Annotated in this window: 18 protein-coding genes and 5 pseudogenes; 2 read left to right on the top strand and 21 right to left on the bottom strand. The window is 55.1% G+C overall.

Annotation, left to right across the window (positions count from 1 at the left end):
- Positions 1 to 54 precede the first annotated feature (54 nt).
- Positions 55 to 246, top strand: coding sequence for a Sec-independent protein translocase subunit TatA (gene tatA, locus O1V66_RS12470; protein WP_269128356.1), 192 nt, complete (start codon positions 55 to 57; stop codon positions 244 to 246).
- A gap of 78 nt (positions 247 to 324) precedes the next feature.
- Here the strand turns inward: tatA and lipA are convergent, their stop codons facing one another.
- From lipA to leuS, 13 genes and pseudogenes are all read right to left on the bottom strand, one after another.
- Complete coding sequence (gene lipA, locus O1V66_RS12465) at positions 325 to 1,290, bottom strand: lipoyl synthase (RefSeq protein WP_045046144.1); 966 nt, start codon at positions 1,288 to 1,290, stop codon at positions 325 to 327.
- Positions 1,291 to 1,559: 269 nt separating this feature from the next.
- On the bottom strand, positions 1,560 to 2,246 hold the full coding sequence (gene lipB / locus O1V66_RS12460; RefSeq protein WP_045046145.1) for a lipoyl(octanoyl) transferase LipB: 687 nt from the start codon (positions 2,244 to 2,246) through the stop codon (positions 1,560 to 1,562).
- 77 nt (positions 2,247 to 2,323) lie between these two features.
- Positions 2,324 to 2,587: a DUF493 family protein YbeD gene (ybeD, locus tag O1V66_RS12455; RefSeq protein WP_009636895.1), complete on the bottom strand. Its 264-nt coding sequence runs from the start codon at positions 2,585 to 2,587 to the stop codon at positions 2,324 to 2,326.
- Positions 2,588 to 2,708: 121 nt separating this feature from the next.
- The gene (gene dacA / locus O1V66_RS12450) at positions 2,709 to 3,920 is read right to left on the bottom strand and encodes a D-alanyl-D-alanine carboxypeptidase DacA (RefSeq protein ID WP_045046146.1); all 1,212 of its coding nucleotides are present in this window, start codon (positions 3,918 to 3,920) and stop codon (positions 2,709 to 2,711) included.
- A gap of 208 nt (positions 3,921 to 4,128) precedes the next feature.
- Positions 4,129 to 5,288: pseudogene (gene rlpA / locus O1V66_RS12445) on the bottom strand (endolytic peptidoglycan transglycosylase RlpA).
- A gap of 9 nt (positions 5,289 to 5,297) precedes the next feature.
- Positions 5,298 to 6,410, bottom strand: coding sequence for a peptidoglycan glycosyltransferase MrdB (mrdB, locus tag O1V66_RS12440; RefSeq protein ID WP_045046148.1), 1,113 nt, complete (start codon positions 6,408 to 6,410; stop codon positions 5,298 to 5,300).
- Positions 6,411 to 6,416: 6 nt separating this feature from the next.
- Positions 6,417 to 8,320: pseudogene (gene mrdA, locus O1V66_RS12435) on the bottom strand (peptidoglycan DD-transpeptidase MrdA).
- Between the two features lie 42 nt (positions 8,321 to 8,362).
- Positions 8,363 to 8,833 (bottom strand): 23S rRNA (pseudouridine(1915)-N(3))-methyltransferase RlmH, encoded by a 471-nt coding sequence (rlmH, locus tag O1V66_RS12430; RefSeq protein ID WP_045046150.1) that lies wholly within the window; start codon positions 8,831 to 8,833, stop codon positions 8,363 to 8,365.
- 3 nt (positions 8,834 to 8,836) lie between these two features.
- Entirely contained in the window at positions 8,837 to 9,154 is a 318-nt protein-coding gene (rsfS, locus tag O1V66_RS12425) for a ribosome silencing factor (protein ID WP_045046151.1), read from the bottom strand.
- A gap of 78 nt (positions 9,155 to 9,232) precedes the next feature.
- Complete coding sequence (gene nadD / locus O1V66_RS12420) at positions 9,233 to 9,916, bottom strand: nicotinate-nucleotide adenylyltransferase (protein ID WP_045046152.1); 684 nt, start codon at positions 9,914 to 9,916, stop codon at positions 9,233 to 9,235.
- Positions 9,916 to 10,956: a DNA polymerase III subunit delta gene (holA, locus tag O1V66_RS12415; RefSeq protein ID WP_045046153.1), complete on the bottom strand. Its 1,041-nt coding sequence runs from the start codon at positions 10,954 to 10,956 to the stop codon at positions 9,916 to 9,918. Before holA ends, nadD begins: the two co-directional genes overlap by 1 nt.
- Positions 10,953 to 11,540 carry an LPS assembly lipoprotein LptE gene (lptE, locus tag O1V66_RS12410; protein WP_152623573.1) on the bottom strand — a complete coding sequence of 196 codons (588 nt, stop codon included), beginning with the start codon at positions 11,538 to 11,540 and terminating at the stop codon, positions 10,953 to 10,955. The genes holA and lptE overlap by 4 nt, the downstream gene beginning before the upstream one ends.
- A 49-nt stretch (positions 11,541 to 11,589) precedes the next feature.
- Positions 11,590 to 14,173 (bottom strand): annotated as a pseudogene (leuS, locus tag O1V66_RS12405) (leucine--tRNA ligase).
- A 350-nt stretch (positions 14,174 to 14,523) separates the two neighbouring features.
- Between leuS and O1V66_RS12400 the strand changes: the two are divergent.
- On the top strand, positions 14,524 to 15,072 hold the full coding sequence (locus O1V66_RS12400; RefSeq protein ID WP_045046156.1) for a zinc ribbon-containing protein: 549 nt from the start codon (positions 14,524 to 14,526) through the stop codon (positions 15,070 to 15,072).
- 118 nt (positions 15,073 to 15,190) lie between these two features.
- Here the strand turns inward: O1V66_RS12400 and O1V66_RS12395 are convergent, their stop codons facing one another.
- From O1V66_RS12395 to O1V66_RS12360, 8 genes and pseudogenes are all read right to left on the bottom strand, one after another.
- The gene (locus O1V66_RS12395; protein ID WP_045046157.1) at positions 15,191 to 15,916 is read right to left on the bottom strand and encodes an amino acid ABC transporter ATP-binding protein; all 726 of its coding nucleotides are present in this window, start codon (positions 15,914 to 15,916) and stop codon (positions 15,191 to 15,193) included.
- Positions 15,913 to 16,590, bottom strand: coding sequence for a glutamate/aspartate ABC transporter permease GltK (gene gltK, locus O1V66_RS12390; protein WP_045046158.1), 678 nt, complete (start codon positions 16,588 to 16,590; stop codon positions 15,913 to 15,915). Before gltK ends, O1V66_RS12395 begins: the two co-directional genes overlap by 4 nt.
- A 3-nt stretch (positions 16,591 to 16,593) precedes the next feature.
- A complete protein-coding gene (locus O1V66_RS12385) occupies positions 16,594 to 17,334 on the bottom strand; it encodes an amino acid ABC transporter permease (RefSeq protein ID WP_045046159.1) in 741 nt (246 codons plus the stop codon).
- 330 nt (positions 17,335 to 17,664) lie between these two features.
- Positions 17,665 to 18,560, bottom strand: a pseudogene (locus O1V66_RS12380) (glutamate/aspartate ABC transporter substrate-binding protein).
- 503 nt (positions 18,561 to 19,063) lie between these two features.
- Positions 19,064 to 20,586, bottom strand: a pseudogene (lnt, locus tag O1V66_RS12375) (apolipoprotein N-acyltransferase).
- A gap of 137 nt (positions 20,587 to 20,723) precedes the next feature.
- Complete coding sequence (corC, locus tag O1V66_RS12370; protein ID WP_045046162.1) at positions 20,724 to 21,602, bottom strand: CNNM family magnesium/cobalt transport protein CorC; 879 nt, start codon at positions 21,600 to 21,602, stop codon at positions 20,724 to 20,726.
- Between the two features lie 146 nt (positions 21,603 to 21,748).
- Positions 21,749 to 22,219: an rRNA maturation RNase YbeY gene (ybeY, locus tag O1V66_RS12365; protein WP_045046163.1), complete on the bottom strand. Its 471-nt coding sequence runs from the start codon at positions 22,217 to 22,219 to the stop codon at positions 21,749 to 21,751.
- Positions 22,216 to 23,304 (bottom strand): PhoH family protein, encoded by a 1,089-nt coding sequence (locus O1V66_RS12360; protein ID WP_152623558.1) that lies wholly within the window; start codon positions 23,302 to 23,304, stop codon positions 22,216 to 22,218. Before O1V66_RS12360 ends, ybeY begins: the two co-directional genes overlap by 4 nt.
- Between the last annotated feature and the right edge of the window lie 68 nt (positions 23,305 to 23,372).

The raw sequence follows: 23,372 nt of genomic DNA, 5'->3' as shown, positions 1-23,372 counted from the left end.
GACGCCGTTATCCCCAAGCTGTTTCATGCAGCAATCAGTGTAAAGAAGGTATTTATGGAAGGTTTGAGTATTACTAAACTGTTAGTTGTCGGCGTGCTGATTGTGCTGCTTTTCGGTACCAGCAAACTGCGTTCACTGGGTGGCGATCTCGGTGCTGCGCTGAAAGGCTTCAAAAAGGCCATGAATGACGATCCGGCCCCCGTTGCCAAAGCGGATGCACAGACTGAACAGCGTGTAGAACCATAAAGACTGAGTCGTCTTTATTGAATCCAACGCAAAAAAAAGCTGCTTTTTAAGCAGCTTTTTTTATGTCTGAAAGCCGGGTTATTTGACTTCGATACCCTTGGCCTGCAAATCGGCATGATAGGACGAGCGAACGAAAGGACCGCAGGCCGCGTGGGTAAAGCCCATCGCCAGCGCTTCTTCTTTCATGTATTCGAACTCTTCCGGAGACACGTAGCGCTGCACCGGCAGGTGGTGACGGCTTGGCTGCAAATATTGGCCCAGTGTCAGCATGGTCACGCCGTGGCGACGCAGATCGCGCATTACCTCGAGGATCTCTTCGTTGGTTTCGCCCAGACCGACCATCAAACCGGATTTGGTCGGCACTTCAGGATGCGCTTCCTTGAAACGCTCAAGCAGCTTGAGTGACCATTCATAGTTTGCGCCCGGACGCACCTGACGATACACGCGCGGCACGTTTTCAAGGTTGTGGTTGAACACGTCGGGTGGCGTAACATTCAGAATGTCGAGCGCGCGGTCCATACGACCCCGGAAATCGGGCACCAGTGTCTCGATTTTGATGGTCGGGTTTTTCTCGCGAATCGCGCTGATACAGTCGGCAAAGTGCTGGGCACCGCCGTCGCGCAGGTCATCACGGTCAACGGACGTAATAACGACATATCGCAAACCCATGTCGGCGATGGTTTGCGCCAGCTTCTGCGGCTCATTGATGTCTGGCGCAACCGGACGCCCGTGGGCCACGTCGCAGAATGGGCAACGACGGGTACAGATAGCGCCCAAAATCATGAAGGTCGCCGTTCCGTGGTTAAAGCATTCGGAAAGGTTGGGGCAGGCCGCTTCTTCGCAAACGGAGTGCAACCCATTCTTGCGCAGCGCAGCTTTGATGCCTTGAATACGAGAAGAGTCGGCAGGAAGCTTGATTTTCATCCAGGCCGGCTTGCGGAGCATTTCCTGTCGGTCTGATACCACGGTTTTCACCGGAATTAACGCCATCTTATCAGCATCACGGTACTTGACGCCGCGTTCCATCTGAATCGGTTTACTCATAATCTTGCAGGTTCCAGTATCGTCTCTCGCGGGCGAGATTTTTTATGACATTCAATGAACTAGCTGCTTCATTAAAAAAATATTAGAAATTATGCTCAAATTATATCATCGAAGCGGGACAGCATTCAGCCCCTGAACGGCGATATAGGACGAAAAGTTGTTATTTTTTTGTTTATAAGATATTAATTTTAAAATTTAACCTATGAATCATGAGGTTATTATTAGCTCTGCTCATGGGCCGTTGTAAAGCTGAACCAATCCGTTTCTGGTTACTCGGCCACGGCGGCGGTCGGGAGCCCGAACGAATAATCTACCTGATGATATCCCAGTTGTTTATTAAAGGCTTTGACCAGCACCGGCAAAACCTGCTCGACGGTGACGCCGGGCTTTTCGGCACTGGCCTGCGTCATCTGCAAACCGGCGTAACCGCAGGGATTGATGCGCTGGAACGGCTCGAGATCCATATCGATATTCAATGCCAAACCGTGTAGCGAACAGCCTTTGCGAATGCGTAGTCCCAGCGAGCAGATTTTCTTGCCGTCAACATACACGCCCGGTGCATCGGCTTTGGGATAGGCGTCGATGCCGAAGGCGGCCAGTGTTTCTACCACGGTCTGTTCAATGGCGGTGACAAGCTGACGTACGCCGATTTTTCTGCGTTTGATGTCGATCATCACATACATCACCTGCTGGCCCGGCCCGTGATAGGTCACCTGTCCGCCGCGATCGCTCTGAATCACCGGAATATCGCCCGGAAACAGCACGTGTTCGGCTTTACCGGCCTGACCCTGGGTAAACACTTTTGGATGTTCGACCAGCCAGATTTCGTCTTGCGTATCGGCAGTACGGGTGTCGGTAAACAGATGCATGGCATGCGAGACGGGTTCGTAGGGTTGCAGGCCAAGGTGGCGCAGTGTGATGCGGTCTTGCAGTTTTTCTCGTTGCACGGCGGTCATCGTCATTGGCAAAAGAGGGGGATACAAAGAAAATCAGCGTAGCTCATAAGGGCTACGCTGACCTGTTTTCTCTGTCTTTAGAGAACCATACGCACGATTTCAATATTACCCAGCTCATCGTACAGGGTTTCGACCTGATCGATATGCGTTGCCGTGATGGTAATTGAAACGGAATGGTAGTTACCTTTGCTGCTTGGTTTCACCTGCGGGTTGTAATCGCCAGGCGCGTGACGTTGCACGACTTCCACAACCTGGTCAACCAACTCGGGCTGCGCCAGACCCATTACCTTGTAGGTGAATGAGCAGGGGAATTCGAGTAGTTCGTTAAGTTTGGTTTTCATGTGCACTCCCGCGTAGATACTGCTAATAGATGTATAAATTATAACTCCCGCCGGAGCGGGAGCTAATTATATATTTTATGTGGGGTTAACGCGCACATTTTCAACCCCTGCATACGGTCTTTTAGCCAAACCAATGATGGAACATCAGTTTAATATAATCGACGATGCGGCTGACGAATCCACCTTCTTTAACTTCGTTCAATACTACGAGCGGTCGCTGGTCGATGGTTTTGCCGTCAAGCTGGAAGTTGATGCTGCCAACGACCTGATTTTTCTGCAATGGGGCATGCAGTTCCGTGTTATTGAGCACATAGCTGGCTTTCAAGTCTTTCATACGGCCACGTGGGATGGTCAGATAGGCGTCTTTATCAACACCCAGCTCAACGCGATCGCTGTCGCCAAACCAGACCGGTTCAGAGGCGAATTCTTTGCCCGCTTTCAGCGGTGCCACAGTTTCAAAGAAGCGGAAGCCCCAGGTCAGCAGCTTTTTACTTTCAACTTCACGCCCTTTATAGGTGTGGCCGCCCAGTACCGCCGAAATCAGACGCATCTGGCCTTCGGTGGCAGAAGCCACCAGATTGTAACCGGCAGATTCGGTATGACCCGTCTTGATGCCGTCAACCTGCAGGCTGGAATCCCACAGCAAACCGTTACGGTTGGTCTGGCGGATATTGTTGAAGGTGAACTCTTTCTCTTTATAGGTCGCGTACTCTTCCGGCACATCGCGGATCAGTGCCTGACCTATCAGCGCCATATCGCGCGCCGAACTGAACTGACCTTCGGCGTCGAGTCCGTGAACGGTACCGAAATGGGTGTTTTTCAGACCCAGCGCGCTCACGTAGTTGTTCATCAGGCCGACGAAGGCATCCTGGCTACCGGCAACGTAATCGGCCATGGCAACACAGGCATCGTTACCGGATTGCAAAATGATGCCGCGATTAAGCTCGGAAACCGGCACGCGATCGCCAGGCTTCAGGAACATCAGGGATGACCCCTTGAACACCGGATTGCCGGTCGCCCAGGCATCTTTACCGACGGTCACGACATCCGAAGGCGTTATCTTGCCGGACTTGATTGCCTGACCGATGACGTAACTGGTCATCATTTTGGTCAGACTGGCAGGATCACGACGCGCGTCGGCGTTCATTTCTGCAAGCACTTTGCCGGAATTGTAGTCAATCAGAACATAGGCTTCGGCATCGATCTGCGGAACGCCAGGAATCATGGTCTTGAGATTGATATCGTCTGCGAAGGCAGCGGACGCGGAACCCAACGTAATGACAGTGCCAAGAGCAATGCCTTTGGCTAAACGAGTAGAAGAGGCGAGTTTCATGATTGAGACAACAACATCCGTAAAGGTGAATTAAAAACGTGCCACATTATAGCAGAACAGACACATTCAGACATCTGCCAATACTCGAGGTTGCGGGTATTTACCGAATTTTACAGGCTGTTACCCCGCTTTGCCCTTGATTTTGCGCGGCGTTGACGGTTTTAAGTGCCCGATGCACTGACGTGCGCCAGTGCTCGGGCAACCGGAATTACATCGCTGCGGCTGAAACCACAAACGACTGTTGCTGGGCTTCGCTTGCCAGACGCTGTTGCAGCTGGGTCGCCTGCTGGCGGCTGCTGAACGGCCCCAGCTGCACGCGATAGGTGCTGCCGTTGGCCTGTACTTTACCCGGAACGGAAAAACGCTTGCTCAGGCTTTTCTGCCAGAGATCGGCATTTTGCGGATTACTCAGCGCGCCCACCTGTACCATGTAACCGCCACCAGATACCGGGGCGGACTGGCGCGGAGCCGGTGCTGCGCGTGGGGCAGCCGCAACGGAAGCGGCCGCAACCGGTGCGGCTGCAACGGCCGCAGTGCTGTAGGAAGACGAGCTCTCCTCGGCCGCCGGTTCGCTGCTTTCCAGCACGCCGGAAGGCAAAGGTTTCGGTGCCTGCAGGAAACCTCCGCCGGTTGAAGCCGCCGCACCGGAGGTCGCGCCGTCGCCGTTGTCGTCATCGGTTTGCGTATTCAGCGAACTGTTGTCGATAGGACGTACTGCCGCACCGATAGCCGGGGGGCGGACTGAATCGGAGTGCCCATATCGCTCGCACCCAGACTCGGGCGGGAAGGCAGGGCGTAGGTCTGCTTGGCGACGGTCGTGCCGACGGTGCCCGGACCGGACAGAGTGCCGTCTTGCGCCACATTGATGATATCGAGCTTAACGCGTGTACTGTTGGTCAGATTCAGGCGATCGAAGGCCGCTTTCGACAGATCGATTATCTTGTCGGAAGTGAACGGGCCGCGGTCATTGATTCGTACCACCAGCATACGGCCGTTGGCGAGGTTGGTAACACGCACATAGCTCGGAATCGGCAAGGTTGGATGCGCGGCGGTCATGGCCGAGGCATCGAACTCTTCGCCGCTTGCGGTGACGTTGCTGCCGGTTTCCGTGCCGTACCAGGTCGCGGTGCCCGTCTGGGTAAAGCGCGAGGCGTCTCGGATAATCTTGTAGCTGTTACCGTTGGCGCTGTAGTCGTTATTGGCATTGGCATTCAGCGGTTCATAGACCGGATCGGCACCGCCAATCTCGACCACGGGACCGTTGTAGGCCGGTTCCGGCGCAGCCTGCTGCGGTTGATTGTCTGGCGTCGTACTACAGGCACTCAATAACAGCCCGGCGATAATCGCCCCTAACCACTCCTTGCGCATCACTCACCCCTATAAATTTTTCGATAACATTTTTCGATGAGTATGTATCGACATGACGATACCAAACCCAGCCATCAGCACGATTAGCGCCGAACCACCATAACTGACCAGAGGCAACGGCACCCCGACCACAGGGACTATACCACTCACCATGCCAATGTTAACAAAGACATAAACAAAGAATATCAACATCAACCCTCCCGACATCACGCGGCCGAAGGTGGTTTGCGCTTTGGCGGCAATCACCAGCCCGCGGGTAATCAGGCATAAGTAAAGACCGAGCAGCACCAGGACGCCACCCAGACCCAGTTCTTCGGCCAGCACCGCGAAGATAAAGTCGGTGTGACGTTCGGGCAGAAACTCGAGCTGCGACTGTGTGCCGTGCAGCCAGCCTTTCCCCGAGAATCCGCCGGAGCCGATGGCAATCTTCGACTGAATGATGTGATAACCCGCGCCGAGCGGATCGCTCTCGGGATTAAGCAGCATCATCACGCGGTCGCGCTGATAATCATGCATCAGGAAGAACCACAGAATAGGAATAAACGCCGCGACCAGAACGGCGGCGCATGCGATCAGTTTCCAGCTCATACCGGAGAGGAACAGCACGAAAATCCCGGATGCGGCGATGAGAATCGACGTTCCGAGGTCGGGCTGCGCAGCCACAAGCAGGGTAGGGACGAAGATAAGCACCAGCGCGATGGCGGTATTTTTCAGCGAGGGCGGGCAGATATCGCGGTTGATAAAGCGCGCGACCATCAACGGAACGGCGATTTTTGCCAGCTCCGAGGGCTGGAAACGCACCACGCCGAGGTCGAGCCAGCGCTGTGCGCCTTTACTGACCTGTCCGAAGGCATCCACCAGCACCAGCAGAAACACGCAGAAAATATACAGATAGGGCGCCCAGCTTTCATAGACGCGCGGCGGTATTTGCGCCATGACCAGCATAATCACCAGTCCGCCCGCAATCTGGCCGAGTTTGCGCTCCATCATGCCGATGTCCTGCCCGCTGGCGCTCCAGATAACGAAGGCGCTGTAAACCAGCAGCGCCATGACGATGAGCAGGAGCGTGATGTCGATGTGCATCTTGTGCCACAGCGACCCTTGTTTTTGGCTTTCAGTCATTCTTGGTTAATCACCTTCGATGCCGGGCGGAGCAGGAGCTTCGGCCGGTAATGTCGTCGTATTGTCGCCCAGTAAGATATGGTCGAGAATCTGTCTTGTAATCGTGCCTACCGCAGGACCGATACCGCCGTTCTCGAGCACCACGTTGACCGCAACGGTCGGGTGATCGAACGGCGCAAAGGCGTTCATCAGCTTGTGGTCACGCAAATGTTCGGCAATCTTGTGGGCGTTGTAGGTTTCATTGGCTTTCAGACCATAAACCTGCGCCGTACCGGATTTTGCCGCCGCCTTGTAGGGCGCATCCATAAAGTATTTGCGCGCCGTTCCGTTTGACCGGTTCGCCACGCCAAACATGCCGTCTTTGGCCAGTTCCCAGTAACCCGAATGAATATCGCCAATCTGGGTCACTTCCTGCTGGCGGTAAGGAATCTTGGTCGCGCCGTCCTGCGTGCTGAGCAGAAGGTGCGGCGTTTTGACATTGCCGTCGTTAATCAGCGTCGTCAGCGCCTTCATGTTCTGAATCGGCGTGGCAGTCCAGTAACCCTGGCCGATGCCGACCGGAATGGTGTCACCCTGATACCACGGCTTTTTAAAGCGTTTCATCTTCCAGTCGCGGGTAGGCATATTGCCGTTGCGCTCCTCGGAGAGATCGATGCCGGTATACTGGCCGAATCCGAACTTGGTCATCCATTCGGCCATGCGGTCGATACCCATGTCGTAAGCCACCTGATAGAAGAAGGTATCGGCGGACTCTTCCAGCGCCTTGGTGACGTTGAGTCGCCCGTGGCCCCAGTGTTTCCAGTCGCGATAACGCTTCTCCGACCCCGGTAGCTGCCACCAGCCCGGGTCGAACAGCGACGTATTTCTATTGATAACGCCCGCCGTCAGGGACGACACGGCCACGTAAGGCTTGACCGTCGAGGCCGGTGGATACACCCCTGGGTCGCGCGGTTGATGAGCGGCCGGTCAGGGTCATTCAGCAACGTGTTGTACTCTTTGCTGGAGATCCCGTCGACGAACAGGTTAGGGTCGTAGCTCGGATTCGACACCAGCGCGCGAATGCTGCCGTCGCGGGGATCGGTCACTACCACGGCCGCACGGCTGCCCTTCAGCAACTCTTCGATATAAGTCTGCAACGGCAGGTCCAGGGTCAGCGTAATGTCTTTACCCGCCTGCGGAGGTTCTTCGTGCAACTGGCGAATCACGCGGCCGCGGTTGTTGACTTCCACCTCGGCGTAGCCGGTTTTACCGTGCAGCGTGCTCTCGTAATAGCGCTCGATGCCCAGCTTGCCGATGTCGTGCGTGGCGGCGTAGTTGGCAAGAATACCGTCTTTGTCCAGCCTTTCAACGTCGCGATCGTTAATTTTTGAAACATAGCCGATCACGTGGGTCAGGGCAGAACCATAGGGATAATAGCGGCGCTGATAGCCTTTGACTTCAACGCCCGGGAAATTGAATTGATTGACCGCAAAGCGCGCCACCTGTACCTCGTTGAGCCCAATTTTAATGGGGATCGAGGTAAAGCGTCGCGCGCGCTTGCGTTCTTTGGCGAAATTGTCGAGATCTTCCGGCGTGAGTTGGGCAATAGGCGTCAGCGCAGCCAGCGTAGCCTGCACGTCGTCGACCTTTTCCGGCATCATCTCCAGTTGGTAGATGGTGCGGTTAAGCGCCAGCGGCGTGCCGTTCCGGTCATAGATTATCCCACGGCTGGGCGCAATGGGGACCAGCTTGATGCGGTTGTCGTTGGATCGGGTCTGATAATCCTGAAAACGCACCACCTGGATGGTGTAGAGATTGTAAACCAGTATGCTGCTAAGCAGCAGAATGCCAAAAAACGCCACCAGTGCACGGCGCACAAACAGGGCTGATTCAGCCGTATAGTCGCGAAAAGGGTTACGATCTATTTTCATCCCACTACTTAGTTCACTGTGCTGCTGATATTGACCGACCGCCTACTCGCGGTGATACGGATGATTAGTGGTGATACTCCATGCACGATACAGGCTTTCGGCCACCAGCACCCGGACCAGCGGGTGGGGCAGCGTCAGCGGAGAGAGCGACCAGCTCTGAACCGCAGCCTCTTTACATGCTGGTGCCAGCCCTTCAGGACCGCCAATCAGCAAGCTGACATCTCTGCCGTCCTGCTTCCAGCGTTCAAGCTGTTGGGCCAACTGTGGCGTTTCCCAGGGCGTGCCCGGAATATCCAGCGTAACAATGCGATTGCCTTTTCCAACCACCGACAGCATCTGCTCGCCTTCTTTTTCAAGAATGCGCTTGATATCCGCGTTTTTCCCGCGTTTTCCCGCGGGCACTTCAATCAGTTCGAACGGCATGTCTTTCGGGAAACGGCGAAGATAATCCATAAAGCCGGTCTGCACCCAGTCGGGCATTTTTGTGCCCACGGCAACAAGTTGCAGCTTCACAGATTAACCCCAAAGCTTCTCGAGTTCGTAGAGCAGACGGCTCTCTTCCTGCATGACGTGAACGATCACTTCACCCAGGTCGACAACGACCCAGTCAGCTTCGTTGATGCCCTTGATGCCGTGCGCGTCGAGGCCTGCCGCTTTGGCTTCTTCCACCAGGTGACCCGCAATGGACACCACGTGGCGGCTTGACGTACCGGTACAGATTACCATGCAGTCAGTGATACTGGATTTACCCGCAACATCGATAGCAATGATGTCCTGGGCCTTGAGGTCATCGACTTTGTCGATAACGAATTCTTGGAGCGCTTTACCTTGCAAAGATTCCCCCTGGGGATTGTATTGTCTGAACCGAAAATTAAGCGGCGGAGTATAACACGCGTTGTCTGCGCGCGTGATCTATTCGCGAGATAAAGGATTCGCGACGTAGAGCCCCTGAGAGTCGATATAGCGCTCAACGGCGGAGGGAAGTAAGTCAGAGCAATCGCGGCCCTCGTGACGACGCGTGCGGATCTCGGTGGCGGAGATGTCCAGCAGCGGCGTATTGGCCTGATAAATAAAGCCGTGAGGGTGTTCCCTGAGCTGACGGGCATCTTCCCGCTTGTGCGCCTCATACCAACGCTGCAATTCGGGGGTCGTCAACTCGCGGGCATAGCCCGGTCGCCCCAGAACCACCAGATGACACACGTCGAGCAATGCCTCCCAGCGGTGCCATTTGTAAAGCGTCAGTAATGAATCCTGACCAATGATAAACGCCAATGGCTGCCTATTGCCACGTTCTTTACGTAACGTTTCAAGAGTCTCGATGGTATAGGAGGGCGTATCCCGTTGCAGCTCGCGGGAATCCACTGAAAACAACGGGTTACCTTCGATTGCCAGCTGCGCCATTTTCAGCCGCTGGGCCGCTGTCGCCTCGGGTTGGGGGCGGTGCGGCGGCACGTTGTTTGGCAGCAGAATGACTTTCTCGAGGTCTATCTCATGCGCAAGCTGTTCGACGGGGCGCAGATGACCAAAATGGACAGGATCAAAGGTGCCGCCAAACAGCGCCATCAACGTGTTTTCATCTTTTGTGGACGAGGTCATTACAGCGTTCCTGCATCGATAAAGCTCGGCGGCAGCGGCTTTCCACACAGCAGCATGGAGAGGCTTTCCAGTTCCGGCCAGACCGATTGACCATAGTCCTGTTTCAGGCGAATTTCCATCTGCGTCAGCATCTGGACCGCTTGATTAAGCTGTTGCAGAGACAGACGCTGCAACGCCTGAGTTACCAGCGCACGGCGGTTCTGCCATACCTTGTACTGGTCGAACAGGTTGCGCAGCGGCTGGGTGTCCATCTTGCGGCGCAGATTGAGCAGCATCAGCAGTTCGCGCTGCAAGGTCCGCAGTAAAATCACCGGTTCGCTGTCTTCCTGCTGCAACTGGCGCAGGATGTGCCACGCACGTTTGCCTTTGCCGGCCAGCAACGCGTCGAGCCAGTGATACGGCGTAAAGTGCGCGGCATCGTTTACGGCTTCTTCCACGCGGGGCAGGGTGAGTTTGCCGTCGGGATAAAGCAGCGCAAGCCGTTCGAGCGATTGCCCCAGCGCCAGCAGATTGCCTTCATAGCAATAGCAGAGCAACTGATTGGCGGGGTCATCGAGCTCCAGCGAAAGGCTTTTTGCGCGCTTGGCGACCCAGCGCGGCAGCTGCGCCTGTTCCGGCGTCTGGCAGGAGACAAACACGGTGCGATCGCTGATGGCCTTGAACCAGGCGCCATTTTCCTGCGCCTTGGTCAGTTTGCCGGCACGCAGGATCAGTAAAATATCGTCATGCAGCAGGCTGACCAGCGTTTTAAGCTGTTCGGCCATCGGCGCAGAGGGGCCGTTTTCTGGAAAATGCAGGGTCAGCGTCTGGCGTGTGGCAAACAGGCTGAGCGCCTGACAGCTGCTGAATATGGCGTCCCATTCGGTATGGGCATCAAGAATAAAGCTGAAGTGTTCGTTGAAATCGTGGGCATTCGCGGCCTGACGCACGGCGTCCTGGCTCTCCTGCAACAGCAGGGGATCGTTGCCACATAGCAGATAACAGGCGCGCAGCCCCTCTCGGAGCTGCGCGGCAAGTTGTTCAGGATAAAGACGGATCATTTATCAGTAAGGCTGGCCGCAGGAGCGGTTCCGGAGCTGATAATTTCAGGCGTGCCGGTCACTTGCTCTTTCTTCGTCAGCTCCGAGGCGTGAACCGCCAGAAGTTTACGAATCAATTGCTGAGCGGCCTGTTCGCGCATCTCTTTCTGGATTATCTCCTGCTCGGCGTCTTTGGCCAACGCCGCGAGCGGGTTATCGAAGAAGGAGCGGAACACGGTAACGGATATCGGATAAATATCTTTACCCGGCATCATCACCTGCGCCTGAACGGTCATCGCCAACTGATACTCGGCGGTTTTACCATCCTGGAAGATGGAGGCCGTCGCTTCACCCTGCGTCGAGTTGACTATGCGCAGCTCAGGCAGGCTTTTCTTGTTGGTTGCGGTAGCTGGTACTACCTTCACGTCACTCAGTTTCAACTGGTTACGGATCTCGCGCGTGAGCGGACCGTAAGGGTCATAACTGTTGAGCGTAATGGTCTTCAGCTCTTCCGGCACGTTGGTCGTGCCGCGAAGGTGGAAACCACAGCCCGACGTAATAAGCACCAGAGCGCCTAACAACAGCATCAAAATACGCTGTGGCACCGAGTTTTTTCGTTCCAAAAGTTTTTCTCGCAAAAAAAGCCTCCTTGATTTAACCCACAACCAGGTTAAGCAGCTTGCCTGGCACGTAGATTACCTTGCGAACCGGTGACCCCATCCAGATATTTTGCGACCAGATATTCCTGTGCCGCCAATTCGCGAACCTGTTCTTCCGTTGCGTCAGCCGCGACGGTGATTTTGGCACGGACCTTGCCATTCACCTGCACCACGACCAGCTTGGAGTCTTCAACCATCGCTTTTTCGTCGGCAACCGGCCAAGGTGCGGTATCCACATCGCCTTCGCCGCCCAGCTGCTGCCACAGAGTGAAGCAGACGTGCGGAGTGAATGGATAAAGCATGCGTACCACGGCCAGCAGGGCTTCCTGGATAAGCGCGCGATCCTGGGTGGTTTCCTGTGGAGCACGGCCCAGTTTGTTCATCAGTTCCATAATCGCGGCAATGGCCGTGTTGAAGGTCTGACGACGACCCACATCATCGGTCACTTTGGCGATGGTCTTGTGCAGATCACGGCGCAGGTCTTTCTGCTCGGCGGTCAGCGCAGCCACGTCCAGCGCAGAGGTCGCGCCTTTGGCGGTGTGCTCGAAGGCCAGTTTCCAGACACGCTTCAGGAAGCGGTTCGCCCCTTCAACGCCCGATTCCTGCCATTCCAGCGTCATTTCGGCCGGTGAAGCAAACATCATGAACAGACGCACGGTGTCGGCACCGTATTTCTGAACCATGACCTGCGGGTCGATACCGTTGTTCTTGGACTTGGACATCTTGCTCATGCCCGCGTACACCAGCTCGCGCCCTTCAGGGTCGGTCGCTTTCACGATACGGCCTTTTTCGTCGCGCTCCAGGGTAGCATCGATAGGCGAAACCCAGACACGTGCGCCACCTTCGTTGAGGTAGTAGAAGGCATCGGCCAGCACCATGCCCTGACACAGCAGGCGTTTGGCCGGCTCGTCGGAGGTCACCAGACCCGCATCGCGCATCAGCTTGTGGAAGAAGCGGAAGTACATCAGGTGCATGATGGCGTGTTCGATACCACCGACATACTGGTCAACCGGCAGCCAGTAGTTGGCCGCAGCCGGATCCAGCATGCCTTTGTCGTAGTCCGGGCAGGTGTAGCGCGCGTAGTACCACGATGATTCCATGAAGGTGTCGAAGGTGTCGGTTTCACGCAGACCCGGCACGCCGTTAACGGTGGTTTTGGCCCACTCGGGATCGGCCTTGATAGGGCTTGTGATGCCGTCCATGACCACGTCTTCCGGCAGAATCACCGGCAGTTGATCTTCAGGCGTCGGGATGACGGTACCGTCTTCCAGCGTAATCATCGGAATTGGCGCACCCCAGTAACGCTGGCGTGATACACCCCAGTCGCGCAGACGGTAGTTCACCTTGCGCTCGCCTACGCCCATGCTGACCAGCTTGTCGGCGATGGCGTTGAAGCCCTGCTCGTGATCCAGACCGTCGAACTCGCCGGAATTGCACAGCACGCCTTTTTCGGTCATGACTTCCGCCTTGACGTCAGGCACGCTGCCGGCGGCATTCAGGATAACGGCTTCGATAGGCAGGTCGTATTTGGTGGCGAATTCCCAGTCGCGCGCGTCGTGCCCCGGAACGGCCATCACGGCGCCCGTGCCGTATTCCATCAAGACGAAGTTGGCGACCCAAATCGGGATCTGCTTGCCGGTCAGTGGATGCACGGCGAACAGGCCGGTCGGCATGCCTTTTTTCTCCATGGTCGCCATTTCTGCTTCGGCGACCTTGGTGTTGCGGCATTCGTCGATGAAATCGGCCAGCGCAGGCTGTGAAGCGGCTGCCTGCAGTGACAGAGGGTGGCCCGCCGCCACCGCCGCGTAGGTTGCACCCATAAAGGTGTCAGGACGCGTGGTGTAAACGGTCAGCTTCTCTTCGCTCTTTTCGACATCGAAGGTTATCTCGACGCCTTCGGAACGGCCAATCCAGTTACGCTGCATGGTCTTGACCTGCTCAGGCCAGCTTTCCAGCGTATCCAGGTCATTCAGCAGTTGATCGGCATAGGCGGTGATTTTGATGAACCACTGCGGGATCTCTTTGCGCTCAACCTTGGTATCGCAGCGCCAGCAGCAGCCGTCGATAACCTGTTCGTTAGCCAGAACGGTCAGGTCGTGCGGACACCAGTTGACCGCAGAGGTCTTCTTGTAGACCAGACCCTTTTCGTACAGCTTGGTGAAGAACCACTGCTCCCAGCGGTAATATTCCGGCTGACAGGTCGCCAGTTCGCGGCTCCAGTCATAGCCAAAGCCCAGCAGTTTAAGCTGGTTCTTCATGTATTCGATGTTTTCGTAGGTCCACGGCGCCGGTGCGGTGTTGTTTTTAACGGCGGCTCCTTCGGCAGGCAGACCAAAGGCGTCCCAGCCAATCGGCTGAAGCACGTTTTTACCGAGCATGCGCTGGTAGCGGGAAATCACGTCACCGATGGTGTAGTTACGCACGTGGCCCATATGCAGGCGGCCCGACGGATAAGGCAACATGGAGAGGCAGTAGTACTTCTCTTTTCCAGGTTGTTCGGTGACTTTAAAGGTTTCCTTCTCTTGCCAGTGAAGTTGAACCTGTGACTCTATTTCTTCTGGACGGTATTGCTCTTGCATGGCGGCCGACGATCCCTAATACCTTCAGTGCCTGAAACCGCGGCTTCAGAGACTTCGGGTTGATGTTAGTTAAAAACAGCTACATCCGTAGCCCTATTTCGTTAATCAAATATGTTAATAACAAAAGTTTCAAACAGATCCGCATAGCATAGCTGATAAGCGCCCAGCGCAACAACACCAAGCTTGGCACCGGCGGCTTTTTCTACTGATCTGCCGAGGTTTATTTTTAGGACAAAGCGGAAACTGCGCGCTGCGGCCAGCTCATTCAGAGAATCGTGACTAAAATAACAGGAGTAGATGACACATAAACGCGCTGTTTGATGCGTTAAGCCGCACATTAAGGAGAAGCTATGAGTGATGTAGAACAGGACTATCGCCAGTTGATGGTGTCATTGACGGAGCGTCTGCGCGGCGGTGAACGCGATATCGACCTGCTGGTCAGTGATGCGCGGGTGACATTGCAAAACGAAGGCAAGCTCTCGCCGGTGGAGGTTGACCGCCTGACCTGGTCTGCGCGTCGCGATTTACAGGAATTCGCCCGCATCTATGGCGAGTACGCGCCCGCGCGCCGAACCTTTTCGCAACCTGCGGCTGCACAGCCTGCCGTGCAGCCGGTTACCGAAGAAAACGACGAAGAGGACAGCGTCTTTATGCGCGTCATCAAGGAAAGCCTGTGGCGCGAACTGGCGGATATCACCGATAAAACGCAGCTGGAGTGGAAAGAGGTGTTCAAGGATGTCAATCACCACGGCATTTACCACAGCGGGGAGGTGGTCGGGTTGGGGGATTTAGTCTGCGAAAAGTGCCACTTCCATCTGGCCGTTTACACACCCGAGGTGCTGACCAAATGCCCTGAATGCGGGCATGACGAATTCTCCCGCAGGCCTTTCAAGCCTTGATGCACCAGCGTTGACGAGGCGACGGCTGCGCGATTCGCTCTCGTACTTTTCCTGTTGCGGGGCCGCCGAAAAAGCGGCCCCGTGTCGTTGGATAGCCGGGAGTGTTTTGAGTCAGACGTTAATGGAGGATTTTCGCCAGGAAGTCGCGGGCGCGATCCGACTCGGGATTATTGAAGAAATCGTCTTTATTGCGGTCTTCGACAATTTTCCCCTCATCCATAAAGATAACGCGGTTCGCCACTTTGCGCGCAAAGCCCATCTCGTGCGTGACCACCATCATGGTCATGCCCTCGTTAGCCAGTTCCACCATGACGTCCAGCACTTCGTTTATCATCTCTGGGTCCAGCGCCGAGGTTGGTTCGTCAAACAGCATGGCGATAGGATCCATACACAGCGCGCGGGCAATCGCTACACGCTGCTGCTGTCCGCCCGAAAGCTGCCCCGGGAATTTGTGGGCATGCGCCGACAGCCCGACACGTTCCAGCAGTTTCAGCCCTTTCTCTTTTGCCGCCGCCTTGTCGCGCTTCAATACCTTGACCTGCGCCAGCGTCAGGTTCTCGACAATCGACAGGTGCGGAAACAGTTCAAAATGCTGGAAGACCATGCCGACTTTGGCCCGCAACTGCGCCAGATTGGTCTTTTTATCGTTGACCGGCGTGCCGTTTACCAGAATTTCGCCTTTCTGAATCGGCTCCAATCCGTTGACCGTTTTAATCAACGTCGACTTTCCGGAACCCGAAGGTCCACACACCACGACAACTTCACCTTTCTTGACCTCGGTGCTGCATTCCGTCAATACCTGGAAGTGACCATACCATTTTGAGACATTTTTCAGTGAAATCATGAATGAGACCTTTTCTTCAAATAGCTCACCAGCAGCGAGGCAGAGAGACTGATAACAAAATAAACGACACCGGCAAACAGGATCATCTCGACCTGGGTTCCGTCACGCTCGCCAATGTTGGTCGCGGTACGGAAGAAGTCCGCCAGACTCAGCACATAAACCAGCGAGGTATCCTGGAACAGGACGATGGCCTGTGTCAGCAGCAGCGGCACCATGGCGCGGAAGGCCTGCGGCAGGATGATAAGCTGCATCGACTGCCAGTGCGTCATGCCGAGCGCCAGCGCGGCGGAAGCCTGTCCACGTGCAATACTCTGAATACCGGCACGAATGATTTCTGAATAATAGGCGGCTTCGAACAGGGCAAAGGCCACCATGGCCGAAATCAGGCGAATATCGGTTTTCGGTGACAGACCCAGCACTTTTTGCAGGAAAGTCGGCACCACCAGATAGAACCACAGCAAGACCATGACGAGCGGTACGGCGCGAAACAGGTTGACGTAGGCGCGGGCAAACCAGCTAACAGGCTTGAACGACGACAGGCGCATGACCGCCAGCAGCGTGCCCCACAGAATACCGAAGACAATCGCAATTCCGGTTATTTGCAGGGTAATCACCATGCCGTTGAGCAGATAGGGCAGGCTGGGAGCGATTGAGCTCCAGTCAAATTCGTACATAGATTATTTACTCCCCATATTGCCCGGCAGGCGGATCTTGCGTTCGACCTGCTGCATGATCAGCATAATGACCGCGTTGATGAGGACATAGGCCAGCGTAATGGCGGCAAAAGACTCGTAGGCATGCGCCGAGTAATCCAGCAACTTGCCGGCCTGCGCGGCCATATCCACCAGACCGATGGTCGACGCGATGGCCGAGTTCTTGACCAGGTTAAGCATTTCCGACGTCAGCGGCGGCACAATCACGCGATAGGCGTTTGGCAGCAGCACGTAGCGATAGGTCTGGGGCAGCGTCAGTCCCATCGCCAAACCTGCCGCCTGCTGGCCGCGTGGCAGCGACTGGATCGCGGCGCGAACCTGCTCGCACACACGGGCGGCGGTAAACAGGCCAAGACAGACCATGGATGAAACAAAGAACTGCACGTTGGGATCCAGTTCCTGCTTGAACCACATGCCGATATTTTCGGGCAGCAGTTCAGGCACCACCAGATACCAGATAAAGAATTGCACGATCAGCGGAACGTTACGGAACAACTCCACGTAACAGGTGCCGAGCGCGGAAAGGAAACGATTGGGAACGGTGCGCAAAATACCGAAAATCGAGCCGATGAAAAACGCGATAACCCAGGCACAAAGCGACAGCGCGACGGTAACCTGGAAACCCGACCAGATCCAGCCCAGGTAAGTCGTGTTACCAAAGGGAGCCTGCTCGAGAAAAATGCCCCAATTCCAGCCTGAAGACATAGAAAAACCTCTTGGATGACTTTATGAGTGATGACGAACACGGCGGAGCCTGTGGCGCTATAAAGAATGGCGGGGTGGGGAACGACCACCCCGCATTCAATCTGCTTTCGCAGTTCCTGCAGCCCTGTCAGGACTTCATCACAAAATACCCTGCACATTTGACGCCGTAGCGGCGTTGGCGGCGTTTGCTCACCCGAATCACTGACCGGTGTCAGCTCATCGGAATTCGCTCGCTTGCCGCCTTGCTACACCGCCAACTGCCTGGGTATTCACCGTTGCATTTGACGCCGTAGCGGCTTGAGCGCTGTGCTTCAGGATATTGTTGTTACCTTACAGCGCCTTATCGTTAGGCGCTTTGAACAGTGCTTTCATGTCGTCGGACAGTTCAAAGTTCATGTTCAGATTTTTTGGCGGGATAGGCTTTTTGAACCAGGTTTCAAACCACTTGGTGGCCTGACCCGAAGTCTCGGCCTGCGCGACGGTGTCATCGACCAGTTTCTTGAAGTCGGCGTCGTCTTTACGCAGCATGCAGCCATAAGCTTCCTTGGACTGCGGAGTACCCAGAATCACCCAGTCGTCAGGCTTTTTGGCTTTGGCGCGTTCACCGGCCAGCAGGGCATCATCCATCATAAAGGCCGCAGCACGACCGGTTTCCAGCGTACGGAAGGAGTCGCCGTGATCTTTGGTGCTGATGATTTTCATCTCCAGCTTCTTCTCGTCGTTCAGCTTGTGCAGCAGGACTTCGGACGTGGTGCCCGAGGTCACCACCACGGTCTTGCCTTTGAGATCGGCAAAATCTTTAATCGGCGAGCCTTTCTTGACCAGCAAACGGGTGCCAATCACGAAGATTGTGTCGGAGAAGGCCGCCTGCTGCTGACGTTCGACGTTATTGGTGGTGGAGCCGCACTCAAAATCATAGGTGCCGTTTTGCAGCAGCGGAATACGGTTCTGAGAGGTGATTGGCAGCATTTTTACCTGCAAATCAGGGGCGTTCAGCTTTTTCTTGATGGCATCGACAATGGCGTTGGAGAAGTCCTGTGAGTAACCCACGGGCTTCTGTTCATTGTTGTAATAAGAGAATGGTACGGAGGATTCACGGTGGCCGACCACGATCACGCCATTGTCTTTGATTTTTTCAGCGTACCCGTCAGTTCTTCGGCATGAGCAAGGCTACTTGCGGCAACACTTGCCAACAGTACCGACAACACCAGTTTGCGCAATTGCATGGTCCAACTCCTTTGCTTGTGAGGATCCTTCGTAAAGGATCAAAGATGAATCCGGCGGTTAATAATCTTGTATCAGCTCGCGGCACTGCGTATGAACACACTTCAATGAACATTGTATGTTGCGACCTTCGTTGGAGAAGATAGCGTAATGTGAACAATGTGAAATCATTATGTTTCTTTTTTGAGACTGAGCGCGCACCAAATTAAAGCAAATGGCGTGGCTTGCACCTAAAGGGTGACCACTTAGTACTCAAAATGTGTCAAAACGATGCAACTATCGAAAATACATTTATAAACAAGATATCTTTCAACAAGATGTAGCAAGATGCATGCCATCTGAACCGATAAGCGCTATTTATGTTCGGCGCGTGAGGGTAAGGCAGAGGAATCAAAGCGGGAAACGAGCGGGCATGTGGCGCACGGGCAGCGTCGAAAAGGCGGGGGAATAGGCGGGTTGCACTGAAAGCAGGCAGTGACACAGGGTGCTACTGCCTGCCGGAGAATTACCGTTTGCGGCGACTCAATATCATCGCAGCGGCGGCACAGAGCACGGTGAGGATCCACACCGGCCATGCGCCCATTCTTGCATAAGGCGTGATGCCCTGAGTCGGCGTAACCTTCACCGCCAGCACCTGACGGGTGAACTGCGGGATCTCGGCAATCACATTGCCCTCGGCATCGACCGCCGCTGTGACGCCGTTATTGGTACTGCGCAGAAGCGGACGACCCAGTTCGACGGCGCGCATACGGGCCATCTGGAAATGCTGCCACGGACCAATCGAATGTCCGAACCAGGCATCGTTGGATACGGTCAGCAGCAGATTGGTATCAGGATGGAAATTCTCGCGGACCTGTTCGCCTTCGACAATTTCGTAGCAGATGGCGGTAGTCAGATTAAGTCCGGCCACATGCAGCGGTGCCTGAATATAGTCACCGCGGCTAAACGACGACATCGGCAGGTCAAAGAACGGCGCAAGCGGACGCAGCAGGGTTTCCATCGGCACAAACTCACCGAAAGGGACCAGGTGATACTTGTTGTACCGGTTCGGATCAGGATAGCGATACGGCTCCGGCTCACCCAGCGCAATGACGCTGTTATAGGTTTTGGTGCCGTTCTCCGTGCGCTTGTAGTCAACAATGCCGGTGATGAGGTTACTGTGATGCGAGCGCGTCAGGTCGTCCATCATGGTCAGAACTGTTGCTGCTCGACTTCGATATCGGGAATGGCAGACTCCGGCCAGATAATCAGTTTGGCCTTGCCGAGATAGGGGCGTGTTTCGTCCAGATAGGTTTGCAGGGTGGAAATCAGCGCCTTGGGATCCCACTTCATTGACTGCGGAATATTGCCCTGCACCATCGCCACATCGATCGCCTTGTCGGGCTGCGGGGTAAACCAGTGCACCTGACGCAGCGGCCACGGCAACAGCAGCATGGCCAGCGCAATCACGACCGGCACGGCTTTGTGTTTTATCAGGCCGTACACCAGCAGGCCGCTTAGCGACATCATGACAAACGTAATGCTCTCGACGCCGCCAATCGGCGCAAGGCCTTTCAGCGGGCCGTTGATCTGGCTGTAGCCGAATTGCAGCCATGGGAAACCGGTCAGTACCCAGCCGCGCAGAAATTCTGTTATCTGCCACAGAGCCGGGGCCGCCAACGCAAGTCGCCACCAGCTGGTCTTTGGCCAGAGTCTGGCCAGCAGACCGCCAAACAGCATGGTGTATAGCGAAAGATAAACGGCGAGCAGGGCGACCAGGAAGATATTGACGAAGCCCGGCATGCCGCCGAAAGTAGCGATACTGACGTAAACCCAGTTTACGCCGCTGCCGAACAGCCCTAATCCCCACAAGAAACCAAGCAGGGCAGACTGGGCGGGACGACGTTCAAGGGTCAGCGCCAGCAGGCCGGCCAACGACACGATGGCCGCCGGCCAGAAATCATAAGGTGAGAAGGACAGGGTACCGCAGGCACCAAAAAGCACGGCCAGCAGGCTTCTCACCCGCTGGCTTGCAAACAGTTTCGTCATTTTTCACACCGTAGCGTCGTTAACTGCGCTCTTTTACCCCGTTGACTGCTTGATATCAGTGGCCGGGAATGCGTTCCATTGCTGTCTTGCTGTACTGCCCAATCTACGGCGTAGAAAAATGTTGATGCCATGAAAAATTAATCTTCCAGTTTCGGTTGCGGCGCGTCGTCCGGGATTTTTACGTGAACCTGAATGATACGGCGACTATCGGCCATGGCAACTTTGAATGAGTAACCGTCGATTTCGATAGTTTCACCGCGGGCAGGGAGATGCCCAAAGGACTGCATGACCAGACCGCCGATGGTGTCGACCTCTTCATCGCTGAAGCTGGTTTCAAACACTTCGTTGAAGTCTTCGATAGGGGCCAGCGCACGAACGGTATAGGTATGGCGGCTTAGCTGGCGGATGTCGAGATCTTCTTCGTCATCGTACTCGTCTTCAATTTCGCCAACGATAAGCTCGAGAATATCTTCGATGGTGACCAGACCGGAAACACCGCCGAATTCGTCAACCACAATCGCCATGTGGTAACGCTGCGAGCGAAATTCTTTCAGCATGCGGTCAACGCGCTTGCTTTCGGGAACAACCACAACGGGTCTCAGCACTTTGTCGATGCTGAAGGGCTCTGACTCCGAACGCATGAAAGGCAGCAGATCTTTTGCCATCAGAATGCCTTCGATATGGTCCTTATCCTCGCTGATTATCGGAAAGCGCGAGTGGGCCGACTCGATAATGACGTCGAGGCACTCTTCGATAGGCTGATTGCGCTTGAGGGTAATCATTTGTGAACGAGGGATCATGATATCGCGCACGCGCTGCTCGGCGATATCCATCACGCCTTCCAGCATGTCACGGGTATCGGGATCGATCAGATCGTTTTGTTCGGAATCACGAATGAGCTCCAGCAGATCGCCACGGTTTTTAGGTTCACCGTGAAAAAGCTGGCTGAGCATAAGGGAGAAGAAGCCCTTCTTGGGACTGGGGCTGTCGCTGTTTTGTGGATGGTCATCGCTCATGGCGTTGGGTTGTAGATTCTCATATTAGGGAAAAACATCATAACGTTACGGCGTGGCGGTAACGTTATGACAGGGAACGGCTTCACACTGTCTGGATAAAACAGGGTGTACATTAAATAGTGTTTACTACCTTTCGTCGAGCCATGCTACTCGTCCTGCAGCAAATACGGGTCTGGATGGCCGAGAGATTGCATGATTTCAATCTCGATGGCTTCCATTTCTTCGGCTTCTTCCTCGACGATATGATCATACCCTAGCAGATGCAGACTGCCGTGAACAACCATATGTGCCCAATGCGCATTTAGCGCCTTGTTTTGCTCCAGCGCTTCCTTTTCGACAACCTGGCGGCAAATCACCAAATCGCCAAGCAGCGGCAGCTCCATACCCGGCGGTGCTTCGAACGGGAATGATAGCACATTGGTGGATTTGTCCTTGCCACGGTAAGTCAGGTTCAACTCCTGGCTTTCCGCTTCGTCGACGATGCGGATGGTGACTTCCGACTCTTCCTGAAACTGGGGAAGAACGGCTTCCAGCCACTGCTGGAAGTCGCTTTCTGCCGGCAAGCCTTCGCTGCTTTCGCTGGCAATCTGTAAATCTAGAATAACCTGATGACTCATGTATTGCTCTGTTCAGGGGTGGGTTGGACAGCATACTGCTGTGAATCTTGCTTACGCTGTCTGGCGGTTTCGTCGCGGCGCTTCTGGTCTTCTTCTTCCCAGGCTTCATAGGCGACGACAATGCGGGCAACCACGGGGTGGCGCACGACGTCTTCGCTGTGGAAGAAGTTGAAACTCAGCTCTTCAACGCCCGACAGCACTTCAATTGCGTGACGCAGTCCGGACTTCTGGTGACGCGGCAAGTCGATTTGCGTCACGTCGCCGGTAATCACGGCCTTGGAGTTGAAGCCGATACGCGTCAGGAACATTTTCATCTGCTCGATGGAGGTATTCTGGCTCTCGTCGAGAATGATAAAGGCGTCGTTGAGTGTGCGGCCGCGCATGTAGGCCAGCGGAGCGACTTCAATCACGTTGCGCTCAATCAGTTTCTCGACTTTTTCGAAGCCGAGCATTTCAAACAGCGCGTCATACAGCGGACGTAAATACGGGTCTACCTTCTGACTTAGATCGCCCGGCAGGAAGCCAAGCTTCTCGCCTGCCTCGACTGCAGGGCGCGTCAGCAGAATACGACGCACTTCCTGACGCTCGAGGGCGTCAACGGCCGCTGCCACGGCCAGATAGGTCTTGCCGGTACCGGCAGGGCCGATGCCGAACGTGATATCGTGGTCGAGCACGTTGGCGATGTACTGCGCCTGATTGGGCGTGCGGGGTTTGATCATCCCGCGCTTGGTCTTGATGATGACCGCTTTGCCGTAATCGGGCACGCTTTCGGCCGATTGCTCGAGCACCCGGCTCTCTTTGACCGCCAGATGGATTTTTTCAGGGTCGATTTCCTGCGTTTCGCCACGCAGCGGGGCGGTATCGACATACAGGTCGCGCAGGATGTTTGCGGCAGCCTCGACATTCAGGGCCTTGCCCACCAGTTTAAAGGCGTTATCACGACGATTGATCTCGATGCCCAACCGGCGCTCCAGTTGTTTGATGTTGTCATCAAACGGCCCGCAAAGACTCAGCAAACGCTGATTGTCTTCGGGCTCCAGCAAAATCTCTTGTGTTACAACGTTCAAACTATTCCTCTGGGCCACTCTGGACCTGTTGAAGTGTGTTTCGATGACGTCCTGATATAGAGGTAATCATACATGCCCTTGGCAGA

It is taken from the genome of Rouxiella chamberiensis (genome assembly GCF_026967475.1).
GTDB lineage: Bacteria > Pseudomonadota > Gammaproteobacteria > Enterobacterales > Enterobacteriaceae > Rouxiella > Rouxiella chamberiensis.
The sequence above is the reverse complement of the archived record's forward strand: the minus strand, read 5'-3'. Positions and strand labels throughout refer to the sequence as shown.